The organism is Stenotrophomonas sp. LC732 (assembly GCF_052446685.1).
Taxonomy (GTDB): domain Bacteria; phylum Pseudomonadota; class Gammaproteobacteria; order Xanthomonadales; family Xanthomonadaceae; genus Stenotrophomonas; species Stenotrophomonas muris.
In genome coordinates this window covers 3,371,475-3,390,200 of the sequence record NZ_CP199214.1, presented here as the reverse complement: position 1 = coordinate 3,390,200, position 18,726 = coordinate 3,371,475, and the positions used below count along the sequence as shown (strand labels likewise).

Below are 18,726 nucleotides of genomic sequence, written 5' to 3'. Positions count from 1 at the left end.
GTGCATGTGGAATCAGCCGATGGGAGGGCGTGAGATCGGCGGCAGCGGCGGCGCCGGACGGCCGGTGGCCGGCATCGGCTGTGGTGCCAGCGACAACGCCGGGCCGGCCATGAACGGCAACGGCTGCACCACCAGCAACGGGTGCTGGGCACAGCTGCGCACGCAGTCCTTGATCTGGCAGTGGGCGTCGTGGGCGGGGGCCTTGGCCTGCGGGGCCGGGTCGGCCTGCATGCCGGCGTGGTGGCAGTCGGCGTCACCGCCAGCTGCGGCGGCCGCGACGGCGTGTGCCATCCGCCCCATTTCTTCATGACCGCTGGCCATGGCCGCGTTCAGCCCGTTGAGCAACAGGCTGAGCATGAGCACGACACGAAGCAGGGTCGAAGCCAGGGACATGGCGCTAATCTAGCCGCAAGCGGGCGCGGATGCACTTCCGGCTGAATGGCCGGTTCAAGGTTGGAGCTGCACCAAGGTGGAGCCGGGCCCGCGCTCGGCTGCTGTTCGCGCAGGGGCAGCCGAGCGTGGGCTCGGCTCTACAGGGGCGCCCGCGGGCCGTTGGGACCATGCCCGGCGGCCGCGCAGCGCGGCAACGCGATACCGTCAGCCCTCTTCGCGCACGATCTCGACCAGGCGCGGGCCGTAACGGCTCAGCTTGGTGCCGCCGATGCCGCCGACCCGTGCCAGTGCATCCAGGCTGGTCGGGCGCTGTTCGGCGATGTTGCGCAGGGTGCTGTCGTGGAAGATCACGAACGCCGGCACGTTCTGTTCGCGGGCCAGTTCGGCACGCAGGCCGCGCAGGGCGTTGAACAGCGCCAGATCCTGCGGCAGTACCGACAGCCCGGTACGCTGCGCACTGCGCTCGCGCCCGCTGGTGCTGCTGGCCGGGTCGCGGCGCATGCTGATCTGTCGGCGGCCGGTCAGTACGTCGCGGCTGGCGTCGGTCAGGCGCAGGCCGCCGTGGCCCTCGCTGTCCACTTCCAGCAGGCTGGCGGCGACCAGCTGGCGGAACACGCTGCGCCAGGTGCGCGCATCCAGATCGCGACCGATCGCATAGGTGCTGAGCTTGTCGTGGCCCTGCTGCTTCACCTTCTCGTTCTCGCTGCCACGCAGGATGTCGATCAGGTGGCCGACGCCGAAGCGCTGGCCGCTGCGGTAGACGCAGCTCAGCGCCTTCTGTGCCGGAATGGTCGCGTCCCACGAGGCCGGCGGTGTCAGGCAGTTGTCGCAGTTGCCGCAGGGCTGGGGGTAGGTCTCGCCGAAACCGGCCAGCAGCACCTGGCGGCGGCACTGCATGGATTCGCAGTAGCCCAGCAGATGGTCGAGCTTGGCCCGCTCCAGCTGCTTGCGCTCTTCGCCGGCCTCGGACTGCTCGATCATCTGCTTGAGCAGCACCACGTCGCCCAGGCCGTAGCACAGCCAGGCCTCGGCGGCCTCGCCATCGCGACCGGCGCGGCCGGTTTCCTGGTAGTAGCCTTCCATCGACTTGGGCAGGTCGGTATGCGCGACAAAGCGCACGTCCGGCTTGTCGATGCCCATGCCGAAGGCGATGGTGGCGCACATCACGATGCCGTCCTCGCGCAGGAAGCGGCGCTGGTTGTTCGCGCGCACGTCCGGCGGCAGGCCGGCGTGGTAGGGCAGGGCGTTGAAGCCCTGGCCGCAGAGGAATTCAGCGGTCTCCTCGACCTTGCGCCGCGACATGCAGTAGACGATGCCGGCCTCGCCACGGTGGCTGCGCAGGAAGTCGGTCAGCTGCTTGCGGGCGTTGTCCTTCTGCACCACGGTGTAGCGGATGTTGGGGCGGTCGAAGGAGCTGACGAAGTGGCGTGCTTCCTGCAGATCCAGGCGCTCGGCGATCTCGCGCTGGGTTGGCGGATCGGCGGTGGCGGTCAGCGCGATCCTCGGGATCTGCGGCCAGCGCTCGTGCAGCACGGTCAGCTGGCGGTATTCCGGGCGGAAGTCGTGGCCCCACTGCGACACGCAGTGTGCTTCGTCGATGGCGAACAGGGCGATCTGGCTGCGCGACAGCAGCGACAGGAAGCGACCGGTCAGCAGCCGCTCGGGAGCGACATAGAGCATGTCCAGCTCACCGGCGAGCAGTTCGCGCTCGACGCGGCCGGCAGTCTCGGCATCCAGGGTGGAATTCAGGTACTCGGCGCGCACGCCGAGCTGGCGCAGGGCTTCGACCTGGTCCTGCATCAGCGCGATCAGCGGCGAGATGACGATGCCGCAACCGTCACGCAGCAGGGCCGGGACCTGGTAGCACAGCGATTTGCCGCCGCCGGTGGGCATCAGCACCAGGGCATCGTGACCGGCAGCCACATGCTCCACGATGTCCTGCTGCGGACCACGGAAATCGTCGTAACCAAAGACGCGTTGGAGCAGGTCGTGCGCGGGACGGGAAGCCATCCGGTTAGTTTACCCCGGAGGGAGGGGTAGGGGTTCGGCAGGGCTGCGCCCTGCACCTGCTGCAAGCCAGTGCAACGTCAAAGGCAACAGCCGGCTCTGGGCTGTCTGCTTATTGGGCGGGGCGGTGTGGGCTTGCAGGACACGCCGTAAACCCGTCCTTGGGGGCTCGATGGCGCCATCCATGGCGCCAACGGTCCTGCAAGCCCACACCGCCCCACCCCCGACAGTTTCCCGGTGACGGGGGCCAGATCAATCCACGCCATGCGTGGATGAAAACTGTCAGAACTCGACAAACAAGATGGGGTCAGATCCGTTTTCCTGGGGAAAACGGATCTGACCCCAATGGCTTTGCCGGCAGATCGCGGAGAACTGCCGAAGGCGGGGTGGGTCCGGTGGCAGGGGTGTCTGATCTGGCCCCCTGAAAACGGACGCCATGAAGCCGTTTCAGGCGGCAGTCCGGAGCTGCCGGGCGTAGTTGTTAGGCGAGTGGTAGCCCAGCGCCGAGTGTAGCCGGGCTGGATTGTAGAAGCCGTGGATGTAAGCAGCGATGGACTGGCTGGCTTGTTCTCTACTGGCGTAAGGCTCGGCAGCCTCTTCTGTCTTGAGCGTCGCAAAGAAGCTCTCGGCCACCGCGTTGTCCCAGCAATTGCCAGGCCGGCTCATGCTTTGGACCACGCCATGGGACTGCAGCAGCTGGCGAAACTCGTTTCCCCAGTACTGCCCACCACGATCTGAATGGAAGATCAGGCCGGGTCGTTGTGGATGCAGAGCCCAAGCATTGGCAAATGCTTTCACCACCAGCTCTTCAGTCAGACGCGTGGAAACGCTGTAGCCCAGCACCTGCCGGGTCTGGACGCTGATGACCACGGCCAGATGCAGCCATCCCTGGCGGGTAGGGACATACGTGATATCCCCGACCCACGCCGTCGGTCCGGTTCCGGGGGCAAATTGCCGATCCAGCAGGTTGGGGGCGAGCTGAGATGAGCCGCCAGAGGACTTGGGTCGGAATCGGCCTTTGGCCTTGCCCTGGATTCGCTCCTCGGCCATTAACCGTGCCACGCGCTTGTGGCCGACTGGATGATTCCTGGCTCGTAAGGCCCTGACCAGCCGACGTCGCCCATAACTGCGCCTGCTGGTCACATGAATGGCCCGAAGCTCGGTACGGAGGGCCAAATCGACATCGCACGTTTGGGCACACTGCCGGTGCAGGTAGTCATGGAATCCAGAGACAGAAACCCCAAGAACCCGACACAACAACCTGGTCGGGTACTGAGTCCTTTGACTGGCGACGAAGGCGTACCTCACTTGGACTCTCTGGCAAAGAACGCCGCCGCTTTTTTTAGGATTTCCCGCTCCATCTTCAGATTGGCGTTCTCGGCCCGAAGGCGGCTGATCTCGCTTTCCAGGTCGGTGGCTGGCCTGCGAGCCTCAGAGGTCAACGACCGGCCAGCACGGACCGCGTCAAGCCAATTTGCCAGCGTCTTGACCGACATCTCCAACTGACGGGCCGCTGCGGCCGGCCCGAGCGACTCGGCCAGCTCCACGGCTTGGTGCTTGAACTCATCGGTATAGCTACGACGGGTGATACGGGACATAAGGGACCTCCAAGTGCGATCAAAGTATCGCTTCTTGGCGTCCGCTGACGGGGGGCCAGATCAGTCCGCGGCATGGATGCCGCGGCCAAGCCCCCAAGGACGGGTTTACGGCGTCCCCTGCCACCGGACCCATCCCGCCTACTCACAGGAGGCCAGCTTTTGCTCTGGCTCTGGCCTTGGCTTTAAGGCCTCTGCGGGTGCAGGGCGCAGCCCTGCCGGGCCCCCCAACTCTTACTGCAGCAGCGAGCGCAGCATCCAGGCGTACTTCTCGTGGGTCTGCAGCCGCTGGGTCATCAGATCCTCGGTCGGGGCGTCGTCTCCCTTGGCCGCCACCTCCAGCACTTCACGTGCCGTACGGCAGACTGCTTCGTTGGCGACCACCAACTGGCGTACCATTTCACGCCAGTCCGCGCTGTCGGTCAGGCCCGGTTCCTCGGCGATCGAGGTCAGCGCAGCGAACTCCCGGTAGGAGCCCGGGGCATTGAAGCCCAGCGCGCGGATGCGCTCGGCCACGTCGTCCAGTGCCGCCCACTGCTCGGTGTACTGCGTCTCGAACATGGTGTGCAGCGAGTTGAACATCGACCCGGTCACGTTCCAGTGGAAGTTGTGCGTCTTCAGGTAGAGCGTGAACGCATCGGCCTGGAAGCGCGACAGACCGTCGGCGATCTTCTTGCGGTCGCCCTGGGTGATCCCGATATCGATGTTCGGCGCCGACGGTGCCGCCGCTGCAAGCTTCTGCTTGCCGGTCTTGGCCCTGGTCGTGCTCTTGGTCTTCGCCATGGGGTTCCTCCTTGTGGAATCGTTGGCCTTCACAATAAACCGGTCGTGATGACTGGTCGCTATCAAAGTTTTGAACGAACCGATTGATGAACTCTATCGATAAAAATCCATCGTCCCGCCTGCGCCAACAGCGCGCCGCCATCGACGGCGCCATGAGCCGCGACCGGGGCCGTTTGCTGGGGATGCTCTCGCGTTGCCAGGCCAAGCCACAGGATGCGGCGTTGGCCGCTACCTTCGAGCAGGCCTTGCAGGCGTCGTTGCAGCGCCGGCAGGTCCGGGCGCAGCAGCAGCCGTCCATTACTCTGGACCCGCAGCTGCCGATTGCGCGTGAAGCCGACGCCATCATCGGGCTGATCCGCGACCATCAGGTGGTGGTGATCGCTGGTGAAACCGGCTCGGGCAAGACCACCCAGCTGCCGAAACTGTGCCTAGCCGCAGGCCGTGGCCAGGCCGGCATGATCGGTTGCACCCAGCCGCGACGGATTGCCGCACGTGCGGTGGCAAGCCGCGTGGCGCAGGAACTGCAGAGCGAACTGGGCCAGCTGGTCGGCTACCAGGTGCGCTTCAACGACAAGGTCAGCGACGACAGCCGCATCAAGTTCATGACCGACGGCATCCTGCTGGCGGAGATCGCCAGTGACCGCTGGTTGTCGAACTACGACACGATCATCGTCGACGAGGCGCACGAACGCAGCCTCAACATCGATTTCCTGCTGGGCTACCTGAAGCAGCTGCTGCGCAAGCGCCCGGACCTGAAACTGATCGTCACCTCGGCCACCATCGATACCGAACGCTTCGCCCAGCATTTCGACAATGCGCCGGTGATCAGCGTCGAAGGCCGCACCTACCCGGTGGAAGTGCGCTATCGCGCGCTGGAAGGCGAGGGCGAAGACCAGGGCGAACGCACCGTCAACGACGCCATTGTGTCGGCCATCGACGAGATCACCCGCCTGGATGCGCGCGGCGACGTGCTGATCTTCCTGCCGGGCGAACGCGAGATCCGCGATGCGCACCAGTCGCTGGAGCGCCGCAAGTACCGCAACACCGAGGTGCTGCCGCTCTATGCGCGGCTGTCCAACCAGGACCAGGACCGGGTGTTCAATCCCGGGCCGAACCGGCGCATCGTGCTGGCCACCAACGTCGCGGAGACCTCGCTGACGGTGCCGCGCATCCGCTACGTGGTCGATCCGGGCTTTGCCCGCGTCAAGCGCTACAGTCCGCGCAACAAGCTGGACCGCCTGCACATCGAGCCGATCTCGCAGGCCAGCGCCAACCAGCGCAAGGGCCGCTGCGGCCGTATCGCCGAGGGCATCTGTTACCGCCTGTACGCCGAAGCCGATTTCCAGGCGCGGCCGGAGTTCACCGATCCGGAAATCCGCCGCTCCAGCCTGGCCGGGGTGATCCTGCGCATGCTGCAGCTGGGCCTGGGCCGCATCGAGGAGTTTCCGTTCCTGGAAGCGCCGGACGAGCGTGCGGTGGCCGATGGCTGGCAGCAGCTGACCGAACTGGGTGCGATCGACGCCGAGCGGCGCATGACCACCATCGGCAAGCAGATGGCACGCCTGCCGGTGGACGTGAAGCTGGCGCGCATGCTGGTCGCCGCGCAGGCCGCCGGCTGCCTGCGGCCGATGCTGGTGATCGCCTCGTTCCTGGGCATCCAGGACCCGCGCGAACGTCCGCCCGAAGCACGCGGTGCCGCCGACAGCGCGCATGCGCAGTTCGCCGATGGTCGTTCCGAGTTCGTTGGCGTGCTGCGCCTGTGGGATGCCTACCGGCAGGCCCATGAAGACCTGACCCAGTCCAAGCTGCGCGACTGGTGCGGCCGTCATTTCCTCGGCTTCCTGCGCATGCGCGAGTGGCGCGAGCTGCACCGCCAGCTGCGGCTGCTGTGCGAGGAACTGGGCTGGAAGGAAGAGGCCAACGAGGCGTCGATGGCGCCGTTGCTGGCCGGCAGCAGTGCGCCGGCGGCAGCGCGTGATGATGCCGCCGCAGTGAAGGCCACCCGTGGCCAGTTGCACCGCGCTGCACGCCTGGCCCGCGAAGGCAAGGCCGAAGCGGCGCCGACGCCGGTGGCCGTACGTGCACAGAAGGAGCAGGCACCGGCGGGCGGCGGCTTCAGCGAACGCGTGCGCGCGGCTGCCTACCAGACCCTGCACCGGGCGTTGGTGGCGGGCCTGCCGACGCAGATCGGGCACCGCACCGAGAAGGGCGATTTCCAGGCGCCACGCCAGCGCCGTTTCCTGCCGTTCCCCGGTTCGGCGCTGTCCAAGCGCCCGCCGCCGTGGTTGCTGGTGGCCAACCTGCTGGACACGCAGAAGGTCTGGGGCATGACCCTGGCCGCGATCGAGCCGGACTGGGTCATCGCCGAACTGCCGCACCTGCTGCTGCGCAAGCACTTCGACCCGCACTGGTCGCGCGCGCAGGGCCAGGTGCTGGCCTCCGAGCAGATCAGCCTGTTCGGCCTGGTGCTGGCACCGAAGAAGCCGGTGCACTACGGCCGCATCGCACCGGGCGAGGCGCACGACATCTTCGTGCGCCAGGCGCTGGTGACCGGCGAGATCAACACCCGCGCCAGCTTCGTGGCCGACAACCAGAAAGTGCTGGAGGTCGCCCGCGAGGAGGAAGCGAAGCTGCGCCGCGCCGGCATCGTGGCCGACGAGGACTGGCAGGCGCGCTGGTACCTGGACCGGGTGCCGCCGCAGATCCATTCGGCCGCAGGGCTGGATACCTGGTGGAAGGGGCTGGCGCCGGAACAGCGCAAGACCCTGCACTGGTCACTGGTCGACCTGTTGCCGGGTGAGGGCAGCGAACAGGAGCGCTACCCGAAGTACCTGCCACTGGGCCAGGCGCGCCTGCCACTGCACTACCGCTTCGAGCCGGGTGCCGATGATGACGGCGTGACCCTGGACGTGCCGCTGCACCTGCTCAACGCGCTGGACCCGGTGCAGCTGGGCTGGCTGGCGCCTGGCTTCGTCGCCGACAAGGCTTCGGCACTCATCCGCAGCCTGCCCAAGGCGATGCGCCGCAACTACGTGCCGGCGCCGGACTTCGGTCGTGCGTTCTTCGAGGCATTCCCGCAGCCCAGCGCCGATGCCATCACTGGCGAACTGGCGCGCTTTTTGTCACGTGCCACCGGCGCGACGGTGACGGCGCTCGATTTCGAACCCGCTTCGATCGAACCGCACCTGCACATGAACCTGCGCCTGCGCGACGAGCACGGCAAGGTGCTGGCGACCTCGCGGGATCTGGATGCGTTGCGCGCGAAATTCGGCGGCCGTGCCGGCGATGCCTTCGCTGCACGGGCGGGGCGCGAGATGGCGGCCGATGGCCTGCGCACGTTCCCGGCCGCGCCGATTCCGCTGCAGGTGCCCGGTGAAGCCGGCGTTCCGGCCTATCCGGCGCTGCTGGACGAGGGCGACAGCGTGGCGCTGCGCATCTTCGCCGATCGCCAGCAGGCGCAGGAGGCCCACCCGCTGGGTGTGCGCCGGCTGCTGGAGATTGCCCTGGCCGAGAAGGTCAAGCAGGCGCGCAAGCAGCTGCCGGTGGGTGCCAAGACCGGCCTGCTGTATGCCGCGATCGAATCGCAGGAACGCCTGCGTGGAGACCTGGTGGATGCGGCGATGAACGCGGTGCTGGCCGAAGGCCTGGAAGACATCCGCGATGCGGCAGCCTTCGAGCAACGCCGCGAGCATGCGGCCAAGGCCCTGTTCGGCGAGGCGATGTCGCGGCTGAAACTGGCCGAGTCCATCCTGGCGCTGGTGGCGGAACTGAAGCCGTTGCTGGAGGCGCCGTTGATGGGCTGGGCGCGTGGCAACCTGGACGACATGGAAGCGCAGCTGGCCGGGCTGATCCACCCCGGCTTCCTGCGCGACACGCCGGCCGACGCGCTGGCGCAGTACCCGCGCTACCTGAAGGCGATGATCCTGCGCACCGAGCGTGCCAAGCGTGATCCGCCGCGTGACCAGGCGCGCATGCTGGAATTGCACCCGTTCCTGGAGGCGCTGGAAGCGGGCGAGCAGCAGGGCCTGCGTGATCGCCCGCAATGGCAGGCGCTGCGTTGGGATCTGGAAGAGCTGCGGGTGTCGTTGTTCGCGCAGGAGCTGGGGGCACGCACCGGCATTTCGGCGAAGAAGCTGGCGCAGCGGGTGGCTGCACTTCGCCAGGCGTGAACGCGCGCCATGGTCGCCCCATCGGGCGACCATGGCCGCCGGGCATGGATCCGGCACGGCCGGAATGCCCGGGCGTTACTTGGTGCGACGAACCTTCGGTTGCACGTTCACCCCGTCCACCTTCATGTACCAGGCGCCCATCACGCCAGGGCGCATGCTGACGTTCGGCGCTTCCTTGCGGCCACCGGAATAGTGCGTGGCGTCTATCTGCTCCCACTCCTGGCCGTTCTGCAGCACGTAGCGGCGGCCCTGGCCGAAGCCACGGAATTCGCCCTGCAGGGTGCTTTCGATCGGTTCGCTGCTGCCGAAGTCCAGGAAGCCGCGGTTCTTCTTGATCACTTCCTGGCGGCCTTCTTCGCGCGCTGCGGCGACGGCCTGGGTGGTGGCCGCCTCGACCTTGCCCTGCAGCCAGCGGTTGAGCGTGGCCAGTTCAGCGGCGCTGAGCTTGTCCAGGCCGGCGGCCTTGAACTCGGTGGGCGACATCTGCTGCTGCAGGTCGCCCTCCACCACGCGCTGGGCCAGCGCAGGCGCGGACAGGGACAGCAACACGGCGGCACAGGCCAGCAGCCGTGGACGGACGCGCAGGGCAATCGAAGGCATGGCGGGTCTCTCCTGGATGTGTTGGCGAGTGTAGCGGCATGTCTTCATGCCGGGTGATGGTGGCCGCAGTGATTGTCCCTGAACGACGCCGGCGCTAGTGTAGGGGCCTCTGTCTTGCCTGCTCGATGCTGTGAACCGCGCTTCCGTCCCTGGCCTGGATGCCTTGTTGAACCGTCCCTCGGCAGCGGTGCTGCCTGCTCCGCTGCGCCAGGCCCTGCGCGAGCATTGGGAAGCGCCGGATTGCGACCACCAGATGCGTGCCACCTGGTCGGTGCTGGGCGATACCCTTGATGCGCTGGCGATGCTCTCGGCCGACGAAGGCGCGGTGGTGGCAGCATTGCTGTTCGACCTGCCGGGCCTGCGCGCCAGCCTGGACCAGCTGCCGCTGGGCAGCCACCAGGCGGCGGTGATCGGCCTGCTCGATGGCCAGGATGCGGCCGACCCGGTGTGGGCGCTGCACGCCGGCCGTGAGGCCGGACGCAACAGCGAGGGCCTGCGCCGGCTGCTGCTGGCGATCATCCGCGACCTGCGCGTGGTGCCGATCCTGCTGGCGCGCCAGCTCGCGAGGATGCGCGCGGCCGACAAGCTGGACGACGAGCAACGCCGCGCGCTGGCCCAGCTGACCCGCGACATCCACGCGCCCCTGGCCAACCGCCTGGGCATCTGGCAGCTGAAGTGGGAGCTGGAGGACCTGGCGTTCCGCCACCTGGAACCGGAAACCTACCGCCGCATCGCCCGCGAGGTGGACGAAACCCGCATCGCCCGCGAGCGTTACGTCGAGAACGTCAAGAAGGTGCTGTCGCGCGAGCTGGTCGCCCAGGGCATCAAGGCCGAAGTCAGCGGCCGCCCGAAGCACATCTACAGCATCTGGCGGAAGATGCAGAAGAAGCGGCTGGCCTTCGACCAGCTGTATGACATCCGTGCGGTGCGCGTGATGGTCGACGACGTCGCCGCCTGCTACGCCGCGCTGGGCGTGGTGCACGCGCTGTGGGCGCCGGTACCAAGCGAGTTCGATGATTACATCGCACGCCCGAAGGCCAACGACTATCGCTCGCTGCATACCGCCGTGGTCGGCCCGGAAGGTCGCACCATCGAAGTGCAGATCCGTACCCATGAAATGCACTCGCAGGCCGAGCTGGGCGTGGCCGCGCACTGGAAGTACAAGGAAGGCGGCAAGGGCGCGGAGAAGTCCTTCGATCGCAAGATCACCTGGATGCGCCAGCTGCTGGAGCAGGCGCAGGACGGGCAGAGCAATGAACTGGCCGGGGCGCTCGATGCCGAGCTGACCGAGGACCGGGTCTATGCGCTGAGCCCGAAGGACGAGGTGCTGGACCTGCCGCAGGGCGCTACGCCGCTCGATTTCGCCTACCAGGTGCACACCATGGTCGGGCACCGCTGCCGCGGCGCCAAGGTCAACGGCCGTATCGTGCCGCTGACCTATCGCCTGCGCAGTGGCGACCGCGTCGAGATCCTGACCGGCAAGGAGGCCGACCCGCGCCGCGACTGGCTGATGCCGGCCAATGGCTTCCTGGCCAGCAACCGCTCGCGCGAGAAGGTGCGCAGCTGGTTCCACAAGCTGGACCGCGCGCGCAACGTGCAGGCCGGTCGCGAGCTGCTCGAGCGCGAGCTGAAGCGGCTGGGCCTGCAGCACTCGGACCTGGCCGTCGCGGCCAAGAAGTTCCATGCCGACAGCGTCGATGACCTGTACATCCAGGTGGCGCTGGGCGATACCGGCCCGAACCAGGTCAGCCGGACGTTGCTGGAGGCGGAACGTGCCGCCAGCCAGCCCGCGCCCGCGCCGACCCTGCCGCGGCCGACCGCGCGCCGCGAGAACCTGGGCAAGTCCAAGTTCACCGTGCAGGGCGTGGGCAACCTGCTGGTGCAGCTGGCACGCTGCTGCCAGCCGGTGGCCGGCGAGCCGATCGTCGGCTACCTGACCCGTAGCCGTGGTGTCACTGTGCATCGTGCAGACTGCGCCGCGCTGGCCCGGCTGGCCGCCGCCAGCCCGCAGCGCATCCTGCCGGTGGAGTGGGGCCAGGCCGGTGGCGGCTACGAAGTGGACGTGGTGGTCGACGCGGTCGACCGCCGCTGGCTGCTGAAGGACATCACCAACCTGATCGCCCAGGAAGACGCTTACGTGCTCGACATCCACAGTGACAACGTGCGCAACAGTGGCCGTGCCCATCTGCGGCTGCGGCTGAAGGTCAGCGACTACGGGCAGTTGTCGACGCTGCTGGGCAAGCTTGATGCGCTGCCGGGCGTGAGCGAGGCACGTCGCCTCGGCTGAGCTTCACGCTGCCCCGGCTACCCTGCACGCATGGAACGCGAGCCCCCGCATCGCCCGCATGGCGCTGAACATCCTGCGCTGGACCGCGTCCGTCGCGAGGGTCGCTGGTGGTGGCTGCAGGCACGCCATGCGCGCCGGGTCTGGCGCTGGGCGCTGCTTGCGGCGCTGGCCGTGTTCGTGCTGCTGGTCCTGCTGCGCAAGCCGCTGGCCGACTGGTTCTGGGATGAGCCGCAGATCGAACAGCTGCTGGCCGAGGGGGATCGTGCGCTGGCCGCCGGTCGTTTGAGCGATGCCGATGGCAGTGGTGCGCGCGAGCGCTACCAGGCGGTGCTGGCGCTGGACGGTGATCGCCCGCAGGCGCGCCAGGGCCTGGCCAATACCGGCGCGGCAGCGCTGCAACAGGCGCGCGATCGCCTGCACGCCGGTGACCTGGACGGCAGCGCGCAGGCACTGGCACTGGCCCGTGAGCTGCAGGTGCCGCAGGGCGAAGCCGATGCGGTCGCCCGCCAGCTGCAGGCGCGACGCAGTGCCGGAGCCGGTATTGGTGCGTTGTTGGCCCAGGCGCGCAACGCGTTCGCGGCCGGACGCCTGGATGATGGCGACAGCAGTGCGTTGCCCTTGTTCCAGCGCATCCTTGCCCTGCAGCCGGACAACCTGCCGGCGCTGGAAGGTCGCGAAGATGCGCTGAGCGACCTGCTGCTGCAGGCGCGCACGCTGGCAGGGCGCGGAGAGCTGGCCGAGGCGGCCGCGATCCTGCGTCGTGCCCGCCAGTTCGATGCCGGTCATGCCGATCTGCCGGCCAGCGAGGAAGCCCTGGCGCGCGCGGTGGACCAGCGCCTGCGGCAGGCGCAGCGGGCACTGCAACGACAGCAGCTGGACGCCGCGGCCCAGGGTTTCCTGGCAGTGCTTGCGGTGGCGGCCGATGATCCCAATGCCCAGCGGGGGCGTGAGCAGGCGCTGCAGGCGGTGGTCGTGCGCAGCCAGACATCCGCCGACGACTTCCAGTTCGATGCGGCGCAACGCGATGCAGCTCTGGCGGCGGAGCTGGGCGCTTCGCAGGCAATCCGGCAACAACTGGCACAGCGCCTGCAGCGTGCGCGCCAGGCGCAACAGGCCCTGCAGCAGCCCGCGATCAGTACGGCGCAGCGCGAACGCCAGCTGCGCGACCACCTGCGCAAGATCGAGCGTGCCGAACGTGCAGGGCAGTGGATCAGCCCACCGGGGCACAGCGCGTTCGACGCACTGCGCGAAGCCCAGTCACTGGCCCCCCGCGACACGCGGGTCAAGGCTGCCGCAGCACGCCTGCTGCCCGCCAGTCGCCGCTGCTTCGACGACAATCTGCGGCAGAACCGGGTACAGGCGGCGGGTGCCTGCCTGCAGGCCTGGCAGACGCTGTCACCGACCGCAGCGGGCCTGCCCTCGGCGCGGCTGCGGTTGGCCCAGCGCTGGCTGGCGATCGGCAGCGAACGGCTCGGCAATGGCGACCTGGCCTTTGCCGCGCACGCTGCCGAACAGGCGCGGTTGCTGCAACCGGACCTGGCCGAACTGCCGGCGTTCGAAGACCGCCTGCGTCGCGCCGGTGGACGGGCGGACTAGGCGAAGAACACCCGCTGCACGGTCGCGCGGGCGGCATCAAGTGAGAAATGCTGGGCGACGTTGGCCAGGCCGGCATCGGACAACTGCTGCCACAGCTGTGGATCCTGGTACAGGCGGATCACCGCATCGGCGAAACCGACAGCGTCATCGGCCACCAGCACGTCCTGGCCGGGATGCAGGTGCATGCCTTCCACCGCGCAGGTGGTACCGACCACCGGCTGGCCGTGGGCCATGCTCAGGTTGATCTTGCCCTTCACGCCGGCGCCGAACCGCAGCGGCGCAATGGCGATGCGCGCGCCGTCCATGTAGGGCGTGATGTCTTCGACGAACCCGTGCATCTGCACACCGGGCTGGCGTGCGGCCAGTGCCAGCAGCGACTCCGGCGCCGCGGCGCCGATGCAGTGCAGGCGCACTTCCGGCAACCGGGCGCGGATGCGGGCAAAGACCTCGCCGATGAACCATTCCATGCCGTCCAGGTTCGGCGGATGACGGAAGCCACCGACAAACACCAGGTCGCGCCGCTGCTCGAATACGGCGCCGGCACCGGCGACCTCATGCAGGTTGGAGATCAGCTCCACCCGCACCTGCGGCGCATCGGACTGCAGCTGCTCCCGTTCGGCCGCACTGACCAGCACGGTGATGTCGCACTGCTCCATCACGGCCAGTTCGCTGCTGCGGGTACGTTCCGCTGCACGCAGCAGGGTTGCGTCGCCGGCGACTTCGGCACCGCGGCGTTCGCGCAGGTAGTGCAGGTCAACGGTGTCGAACACGGTCCGTGCCTGCGGTGCATAGCGCTTGAGCAGCGGCAGGCATTCGTGGGCGACGTGGTGACGCACCAGCATTGCCACGTCGAAACGCGATCCGTGGCTGCGCAGCCAGCCGGCTACGCCGTCCAGGAAGGGCGCGTACCAGACTTCCACGCCCATCCGTTGCAGCGCTTCGGTGGCCGCACCGGCGTGCTCGCGCCGGGTCGGTACGAACACAACGTGGGCGCCGCCCTGCAGCAGCAGGCGGATCAGATTGACCTGGCGCAGTGACCCGGAATCGCGATCCGGCTGCGGTGCTTCCTCGTCCAGGATCAGCACCTGGCGCCGGCCGCGCAGCAGCAGCGCCGGAGACGGCACTTCGCCGACCGCCGGATGACGGCCCAGTTCGGTGGCCCAGCGGGCGGCGAAGATGGCCTGGTTGCGTACCTGGTAGGCCTTCACCCCGCTGCCGGTGTCGGTACCGTTGCTGGTCCCTTCGTCGTGGATCACCCGGCTGGCCGGCTGCACCAGCACGCGCAGGCCGTGTGCACGCACGCGGAAGGCCAGGTCGGTGTCCTCGTAGTAGGCCGGCTTGTAGCGGGTGTCGAAGCCGTCCAGCTGCTGCCAGAGGGCGCGTGGCAGCATCAGCGCCGCGCCCGAGCAGTAGTCGACGTCGCGCAGGCTGGCAAAGCGCGGATCATCGGCGGCCTCGAAGCGGCCGTAGCTCCAGCCACTGCCATCGGCGAAGATCACCCCGCCCGACTCCTGCAGGCGGCCATCCGGGTACAGCAGCTGGCTGCCGACCAGGCCGGCGTCGGGCACGCTGCCGAAGGTGTCCAGCAGGGCGTCGAGCCAGCCCGGCTGCGGCACCGTATCGTTGTTCAGCAGTACCACGTAGCGGCCGCGTGCGCGCGATACACCGTCATTGCAGGCTTCAATGAAGCCGCCGTTGTGCGCACGCACTTCATAGCGCAGCCCGGCCACCTGCGGCATCCACTGCACGGTGGAATCGCTGCTGCCGTCATCCACTACCAGGATCTCGCACGCGGCGGCCGGCGGGTGCGCCGCCAGGGCGCGCAGGCAGGCCACGGTGTGGGCGACGTGGTTGTAGACCGGGATGACGATGCTCACCTCCGGCGACTCGCTGAACGGCACCGTGAAGGGGGCGAAATCCTGCGCTGGCGGCAGGAACAGTGGCGTGCGCGGGGCGGGGACGGCGCGCTGGGCATGCACGCGGATGCGTTGCCAGGTGGCCCGCCAGCCACGGGTGCGCAGGCTTGCCAGGCTCCGGCGGGCCAGGCCCGACAGGCGGTTGATCAGGTATCGGATCTCGGCCAGGGACATCGCCATCCGGTTGCAACTCCAGCTTAAGCAGGGGAACCCGGGAGAATTCGCCAGCCGCAGCGGCTGGGGTAGACTCGCCAGACCCTACATTCTCGCATTCCCGTGCCCCGACGCTACGATTCCGACGACATCGACGATTCCGACGACGACCAGCAGGACAACGGTCCGCTGTGGCGGCGCCGGCTGATCACCTGGAGCATGGCTGCGGTCGCGTTGGGATTGGGTTTCCTCATTCCCTATACGCTGTACCTGAACCAACAGGTGACCCAGCGTTTCGGTGAACTGCGCTGGCAGATCCCGACGCGCGTGTACGCGCGCCCGCTGGTGCTCACCCCCGGCAAGGCGATGGATGCGTCTACGCTGAAGACCGAGCTGGCCGCCTCTGCCTACCGCGATGACGGGCAGGGCAAGGAGCCGGCCACCTATGCGGTGAACGGCGGGCGCTTCGTCATCTCCAGCCGCGGCTTCAACGACGTTGACGGCCGGGTGGCCCCGCGCCGGGTGGAGCTGTCGCTGGCCGATGGCGGCGTGGCCTCGCTGCGCGACGCCGACAACCGCAAGGCGCTGAAGGCCGCGCGGCTGGATCCGGCGCGCATCGCCACCCTGTACGGCCAGAAGCAGGAAGAGCGCCGCCTGATCCGCATGGACGAGGCGCCGGACCTGCTGGTGACTGGCCTGCAGGCGGTGGAGGACAAGGACTTCAACCGCCACCACGGCATCGACCTGTCCGGCATCGCGCGCGCGGTGTGGGTGACGATCCGTTCCGGTGGCCAGAGCCGCCAGGGCGCTTCGACGCTGACCCAGCAGCTGGCCCGCAGCGGCCTGCTCGGCATCGGCAAGGAGCAGACGGTCACCCGCAAGTTCAATGAGGTGCTGTACGCACTGATCATGGAAGCGCGTTATGACAAGCGCACCATCTTCGAGGCCTATCTCAACCAGGTGTACCTGGGCCAGCGCGGCAGCCAGGCGATCCATGGCATGTCCTCCGGCGCCGAGTTCTGGTTCGGCCGTGACCTGCAGTCGCTGGAGACCGAGCAGATCGCACTGCTGATCGGCCTGGTCAAGGGGCCGTCCTTCTACGACCCGCGGCGCAACCCGGAGCGCGCGCTGGATCGCCGCAACTTCGTGCTGGGCAAGCTGCACGAGGCCACGCTGATCGACGATGCCGAGTACCAGCGCGCGCTTAAGGCACCGCTGGGCGTGCCCAAGACGCCGGGCCTGGTGGCAGCCAACCGCTTCCCGGCCTACGTTGACCTGGTCCGCCGCCAGCTCGGCCATGACTATCCGGAATCGGCGCTGCAGGGCGCGGGCCTGAGCGTGATGACCGGCATGTCGCCGTCCGCGCAGGCCTATGCCGAAGGCGCGGTGACCCGCACCATCAAGTCGCTGGAAAGCAAGCGCCGCCCCGAGCTGCAGGCCGGCATGGTGCTGACCGACGTGCACAACGGCGACGTGCTGGCGGTGATCGGCAGCCGCGAGGTGTCCGAGGTCGGCTTCAACCGCGCGATCGAGGCGCAGCGTCCGGTCGGTTCGCTGCTCAAGCCGTTCGTCTACCTGCTGGCCCTGGCGCAGCCGGACCGTTACTCGCTGGCCAGCTGGGTGGATGATTCGCCGGTGACGGTGCAGCTCGGCCGCGGCCGCAACTGGAGTCCCGGCAACGCGGACAACCGCAGCCACGGCACGGTGCGCCTGATCGACGCACTGGCGCATTCCTACAACCAGGCCACGGTGCGCGTGGGCATGCAGGTTGGCCCGGAGCGCGTGACCCAGCTGATCCATGTCCTGGCCGGCATCAAGGCTGACGCCAACCCGGCGGTGATCCTCGGCTCGACCGACCAGAGCCCGTACGCGATGGCGCAGCTGTACCAGTTCCTGGCGTCCGGCGGCGAGATCCAGCCGCTGCACGCGGTGCGTGGCGTGCTCGATCCGCAGGGCAAGCTGCTCAAGCGATACGACAAGACCCCGGCACCGGCGCAGGAAGGCGACTCGATTGCCGCCAACCTGATCAGTGTCGGCCTGCAGCAGGTGGTCGCCAGCGGTACCGCGCAGCGGCTCAATGCCGATGGCCTCGGCCGCCTGCAGCCCGCCGGCAAGACCGGCACCACCAACGATGGCCGTGACAGCTGGTATGCCGGCTACACCGGTGATCACCTGGCAGTGATCTGGATCGGCAACGACCAGAACGCGCAGGCCGGCCTGTATGGCGCCACCGGCGCGATGCGGGTCTGGTCGGGCATCTTCCAGCGCCTGCCGAGCGCGCCGCTGCGGGTCAGCAACAAGGGCCTGGACTGGCAGTCGGTGGCCCCCACCGGCCTCAACAGCACCGATGAAGGCTGCCCCGGCGCGCGTCGTTTCCCGTTCGTGGTGGGCTATGCGCCTGCCTATGCGCCGTGCGCGCCGGCCGCGTCGCCGGAGGGGCAGGGCGAGGCCGAAGGCGAGGGCGGTGGCTGGCGCAGCTGGTTCGGCCTGGACCGCAAGCCGGAAGCGCCTGCCGAACCTGCCGCGGCACCTGCCGCCGCCACTCCTCCCCCGAGCCGATGATGCCGATGAACATGCGATCCCTGCTGCAGCCCCTGGCCCTGACCGGCCTCAGCCTGGCCCTGGCCGCCTGCGTGAGCAGCGCACCACCGGTGGTCAAGCCGGTCGATACCACCACGCCGGCGCAGCGCCTGGCTGCGGTGGATGCTGCAGCGGGTCCGGACGACAAGGAATTGTCGGTACAGCCGCTGCGTGATTCGCAGGTGGAAGATCTGCGGGTAACCGCACTGGCACAACGCCAGGCGAACGACCTGGCCGGCGCGGCTAGCAGCCTGGACCACGCGCTGGAGATCGTGGCGGGTGACCCGGCAGTGCTGCAGGAACGTGCCGAACTGGCGCTGCTGCAGGGCCAGTGGGCGCAGGCGGAGACGTTCGCGCGCAAGGCGGTGGATCTGGGCTCGAAGACCGGGCCGCTGTGCCGCCGGCATTGGGCGACGATCGAGCAGTCGCGCCTGGCGCGGGGCGAGAAGGAGAATGCGGTGTCGGCGCATGCGCAGATTGAGGGCTGCACGGTGCCGGGGATCAAGCGGTACTGAATTTCCAGCCAACGGCACAGCCCCTCGTGGCTGTGGGTTGGTCGCTGAAGCCAGAAGCAAAAGCCGCGCTTGGCCGGGCGGAGTGGGTTCGCGGGGGACGCCGTGAACCCGTCCCTGGGGGCTTGGCCGCGG

The 18,726-nt window shown here is 68.3% G+C and carries 12 protein-coding genes; 5 read left to right on the top strand and 7 right to left on the bottom strand.

The genetic code is table 11. From position 1 onward, the window contains the following. Nucleotides 1–12: 12 nt before the first annotated feature. The 5 genes from ACT6SE_RS16080 to ACT6SE_RS16060 form a co-directional block, all read right to left on the bottom strand. Nucleotides 13–393 (bottom strand): CopL family metal-binding regulatory protein, encoded by a 381-nt coding sequence (locus ACT6SE_RS16080; RefSeq protein WP_014648107.1) that lies wholly within the window; start codon nt 391–393, stop codon nt 13–15. Between the two features lie 204 nt (nt 394–597). After that, complete coding sequence (gene recQ, locus ACT6SE_RS16075; RefSeq protein ID WP_032958973.1) at nt 598–2,403, bottom strand: DNA helicase RecQ; 1,806 nt, start codon at nt 2,401–2,403, stop codon at nt 598–600. Nucleotides 2,404–2,847: 444 nt separating this feature from the next. Continuing rightward, entirely contained in the window at nt 2,848–3,708 is an 861-nt protein-coding gene (locus tag ACT6SE_RS16070) for an IS3 family transposase (protein ID WP_046429951.1), read from the bottom strand. After that, a complete protein-coding gene (locus tag ACT6SE_RS16065; RefSeq protein ID WP_006388655.1) occupies nt 3,705–3,998 on the bottom strand; it encodes a transposase in 294 nt (97 codons plus the stop codon). Before ACT6SE_RS16065 ends, ACT6SE_RS16070 begins: the two co-directional genes overlap by 4 nt. Nucleotides 3,999–4,229: 231 nt before the next feature. Continuing rightward, nucleotides 4,230–4,778 (bottom strand): Dps family protein, encoded by a 549-nt coding sequence (locus ACT6SE_RS16060; protein ID WP_046432071.1) that lies wholly within the window; start codon nt 4,776–4,778, stop codon nt 4,230–4,232. Nucleotides 4,779–4,864: 86 nt separating this feature from the next. Between ACT6SE_RS16060 and hrpA the strand changes: the two genes are divergently transcribed. After that, the gene (hrpA, locus tag ACT6SE_RS16055) at nt 4,865–8,947 is read left to right on the top strand and encodes an ATP-dependent RNA helicase HrpA (RefSeq protein WP_049420097.1); all 4,083 of its coding nucleotides are present in this window, start codon (nt 4,865–4,867) and stop codon (nt 8,945–8,947) included. Nucleotides 8,948–9,022: 75 nt separating this feature from the next. On the opposite strand, the gene ACT6SE_RS16050 is transcribed toward hrpA, so the two are convergent. After that, a complete protein-coding gene (locus ACT6SE_RS16050) occupies nt 9,023–9,547 on the bottom strand; it encodes a hypothetical protein (protein ID WP_014648104.1) in 525 nt (174 codons plus the stop codon). Between the two features lie 130 nt (nt 9,548–9,677). Here ACT6SE_RS16050 and ACT6SE_RS16045 point away from each other — a divergent pair, with 130 nt between their 5' ends. Both ACT6SE_RS16045 and ACT6SE_RS16040 read left to right on the top strand, forming a co-directional pair. Beyond that, the gene (locus ACT6SE_RS16045; RefSeq protein ID WP_046432067.1) at nt 9,678–11,834 is read left to right on the top strand and encodes a RelA/SpoT family protein; all 2,157 of its coding nucleotides are present in this window, start codon (nt 9,678–9,680) and stop codon (nt 11,832–11,834) included. A gap of 30 nt (nt 11,835–11,864) precedes the next feature. Further along, the gene (locus ACT6SE_RS16040) at nt 11,865–13,430 is read left to right on the top strand and encodes a hypothetical protein (RefSeq protein WP_046432065.1); all 1,566 of its coding nucleotides are present in this window, start codon (nt 11,865–11,867) and stop codon (nt 13,428–13,430) included. Here the strand turns inward: ACT6SE_RS16040 and ACT6SE_RS16035 are convergent. Further along, complete coding sequence (locus ACT6SE_RS16035) at nt 13,427–15,526, bottom strand: glycosyltransferase (RefSeq protein WP_046432063.1); 2,100 nt, start codon at nt 15,524–15,526, stop codon at nt 13,427–13,429. The genes ACT6SE_RS16040 and ACT6SE_RS16035 overlap by 4 nt on opposite strands. 96 nt (nt 15,527–15,622) lie before the next feature. Here ACT6SE_RS16035 and mrcB point away from each other — a divergent pair, with 96 nt between their 5' ends. Together mrcB and ACT6SE_RS16025 are read left to right on the top strand one after the other, a co-directional pair. Next, nucleotides 15,623–18,061: a penicillin-binding protein 1B gene (gene mrcB, locus ACT6SE_RS16030; RefSeq protein WP_014648100.1), complete on the top strand. Its 2,439-nt coding sequence runs from the start codon at nt 15,623–15,625 to the stop codon at nt 18,059–18,061. Beyond that, nucleotides 18,058–18,594 (top strand): hypothetical protein, encoded by a 537-nt coding sequence (locus ACT6SE_RS16025; protein WP_014648099.1) that lies wholly within the window; start codon nt 18,058–18,060, stop codon nt 18,592–18,594. The genes mrcB and ACT6SE_RS16025 overlap by 4 nt, the downstream gene beginning before the upstream one ends. The last annotated feature ends 132 nt before the right edge of the window (nt 18,595–18,726 follow it).

What these genes read in the sequence shown, in the direction of transcription:
- ACT6SE_RS16080 (WP_014648107.1), bottom strand. Translation starts at nt 393, where the DNA reads ATGTCCCTGGCTTCGACCCTGCTTCGTGTCGTGCTCATGCTCAGCCTG.
- recQ (WP_032958973.1), bottom strand. Translation starts at nt 2,403, where the DNA reads ATGGCTTCCCGTCCCGCGCACGACCTGCTCCAACGCGTCTTTGGTTAC.
- ACT6SE_RS16065 (WP_006388655.1), bottom strand. Translation starts at nt 3,998, where the DNA reads ATGTCCCGTATCACCCGTCGTAGCTATACCGATGAGTTCAAGCACCAA.
- ACT6SE_RS16060 (WP_046432071.1), bottom strand. Translation starts at nt 4,778, where the DNA reads ATGGCGAAGACCAAGAGCACGACCAGGGCCAAGACCGGCAAGCAGAAG.
- hrpA (WP_049420097.1), top strand. Translation starts at nt 4,865, where the DNA reads ATGAACTCTATCGATAAAAATCCATCGTCCCGCCTGCGCCAACAGCGC.
- ACT6SE_RS16050 (WP_014648104.1), bottom strand. Translation starts at nt 9,547, where the DNA reads ATGCCTTCGATTGCCCTGCGCGTCCGTCCACGGCTGCTGGCCTGTGCC.
- ACT6SE_RS16040 (WP_046432065.1), top strand. Translation starts at nt 11,865, where the DNA reads ATGGAACGCGAGCCCCCGCATCGCCCGCATGGCGCTGAACATCCTGCG.
- ACT6SE_RS16035 (WP_046432063.1), bottom strand. Translation starts at nt 15,526, where the DNA reads ATGGCGATGTCCCTGGCCGAGATCCGATACCTGATCAACCGCCTGTCG.
- ACT6SE_RS16025 (WP_014648099.1), top strand. Translation starts at nt 18,058, where the DNA reads ATGATGCCGATGAACATGCGATCCCTGCTGCAGCCCCTGGCCCTGACC.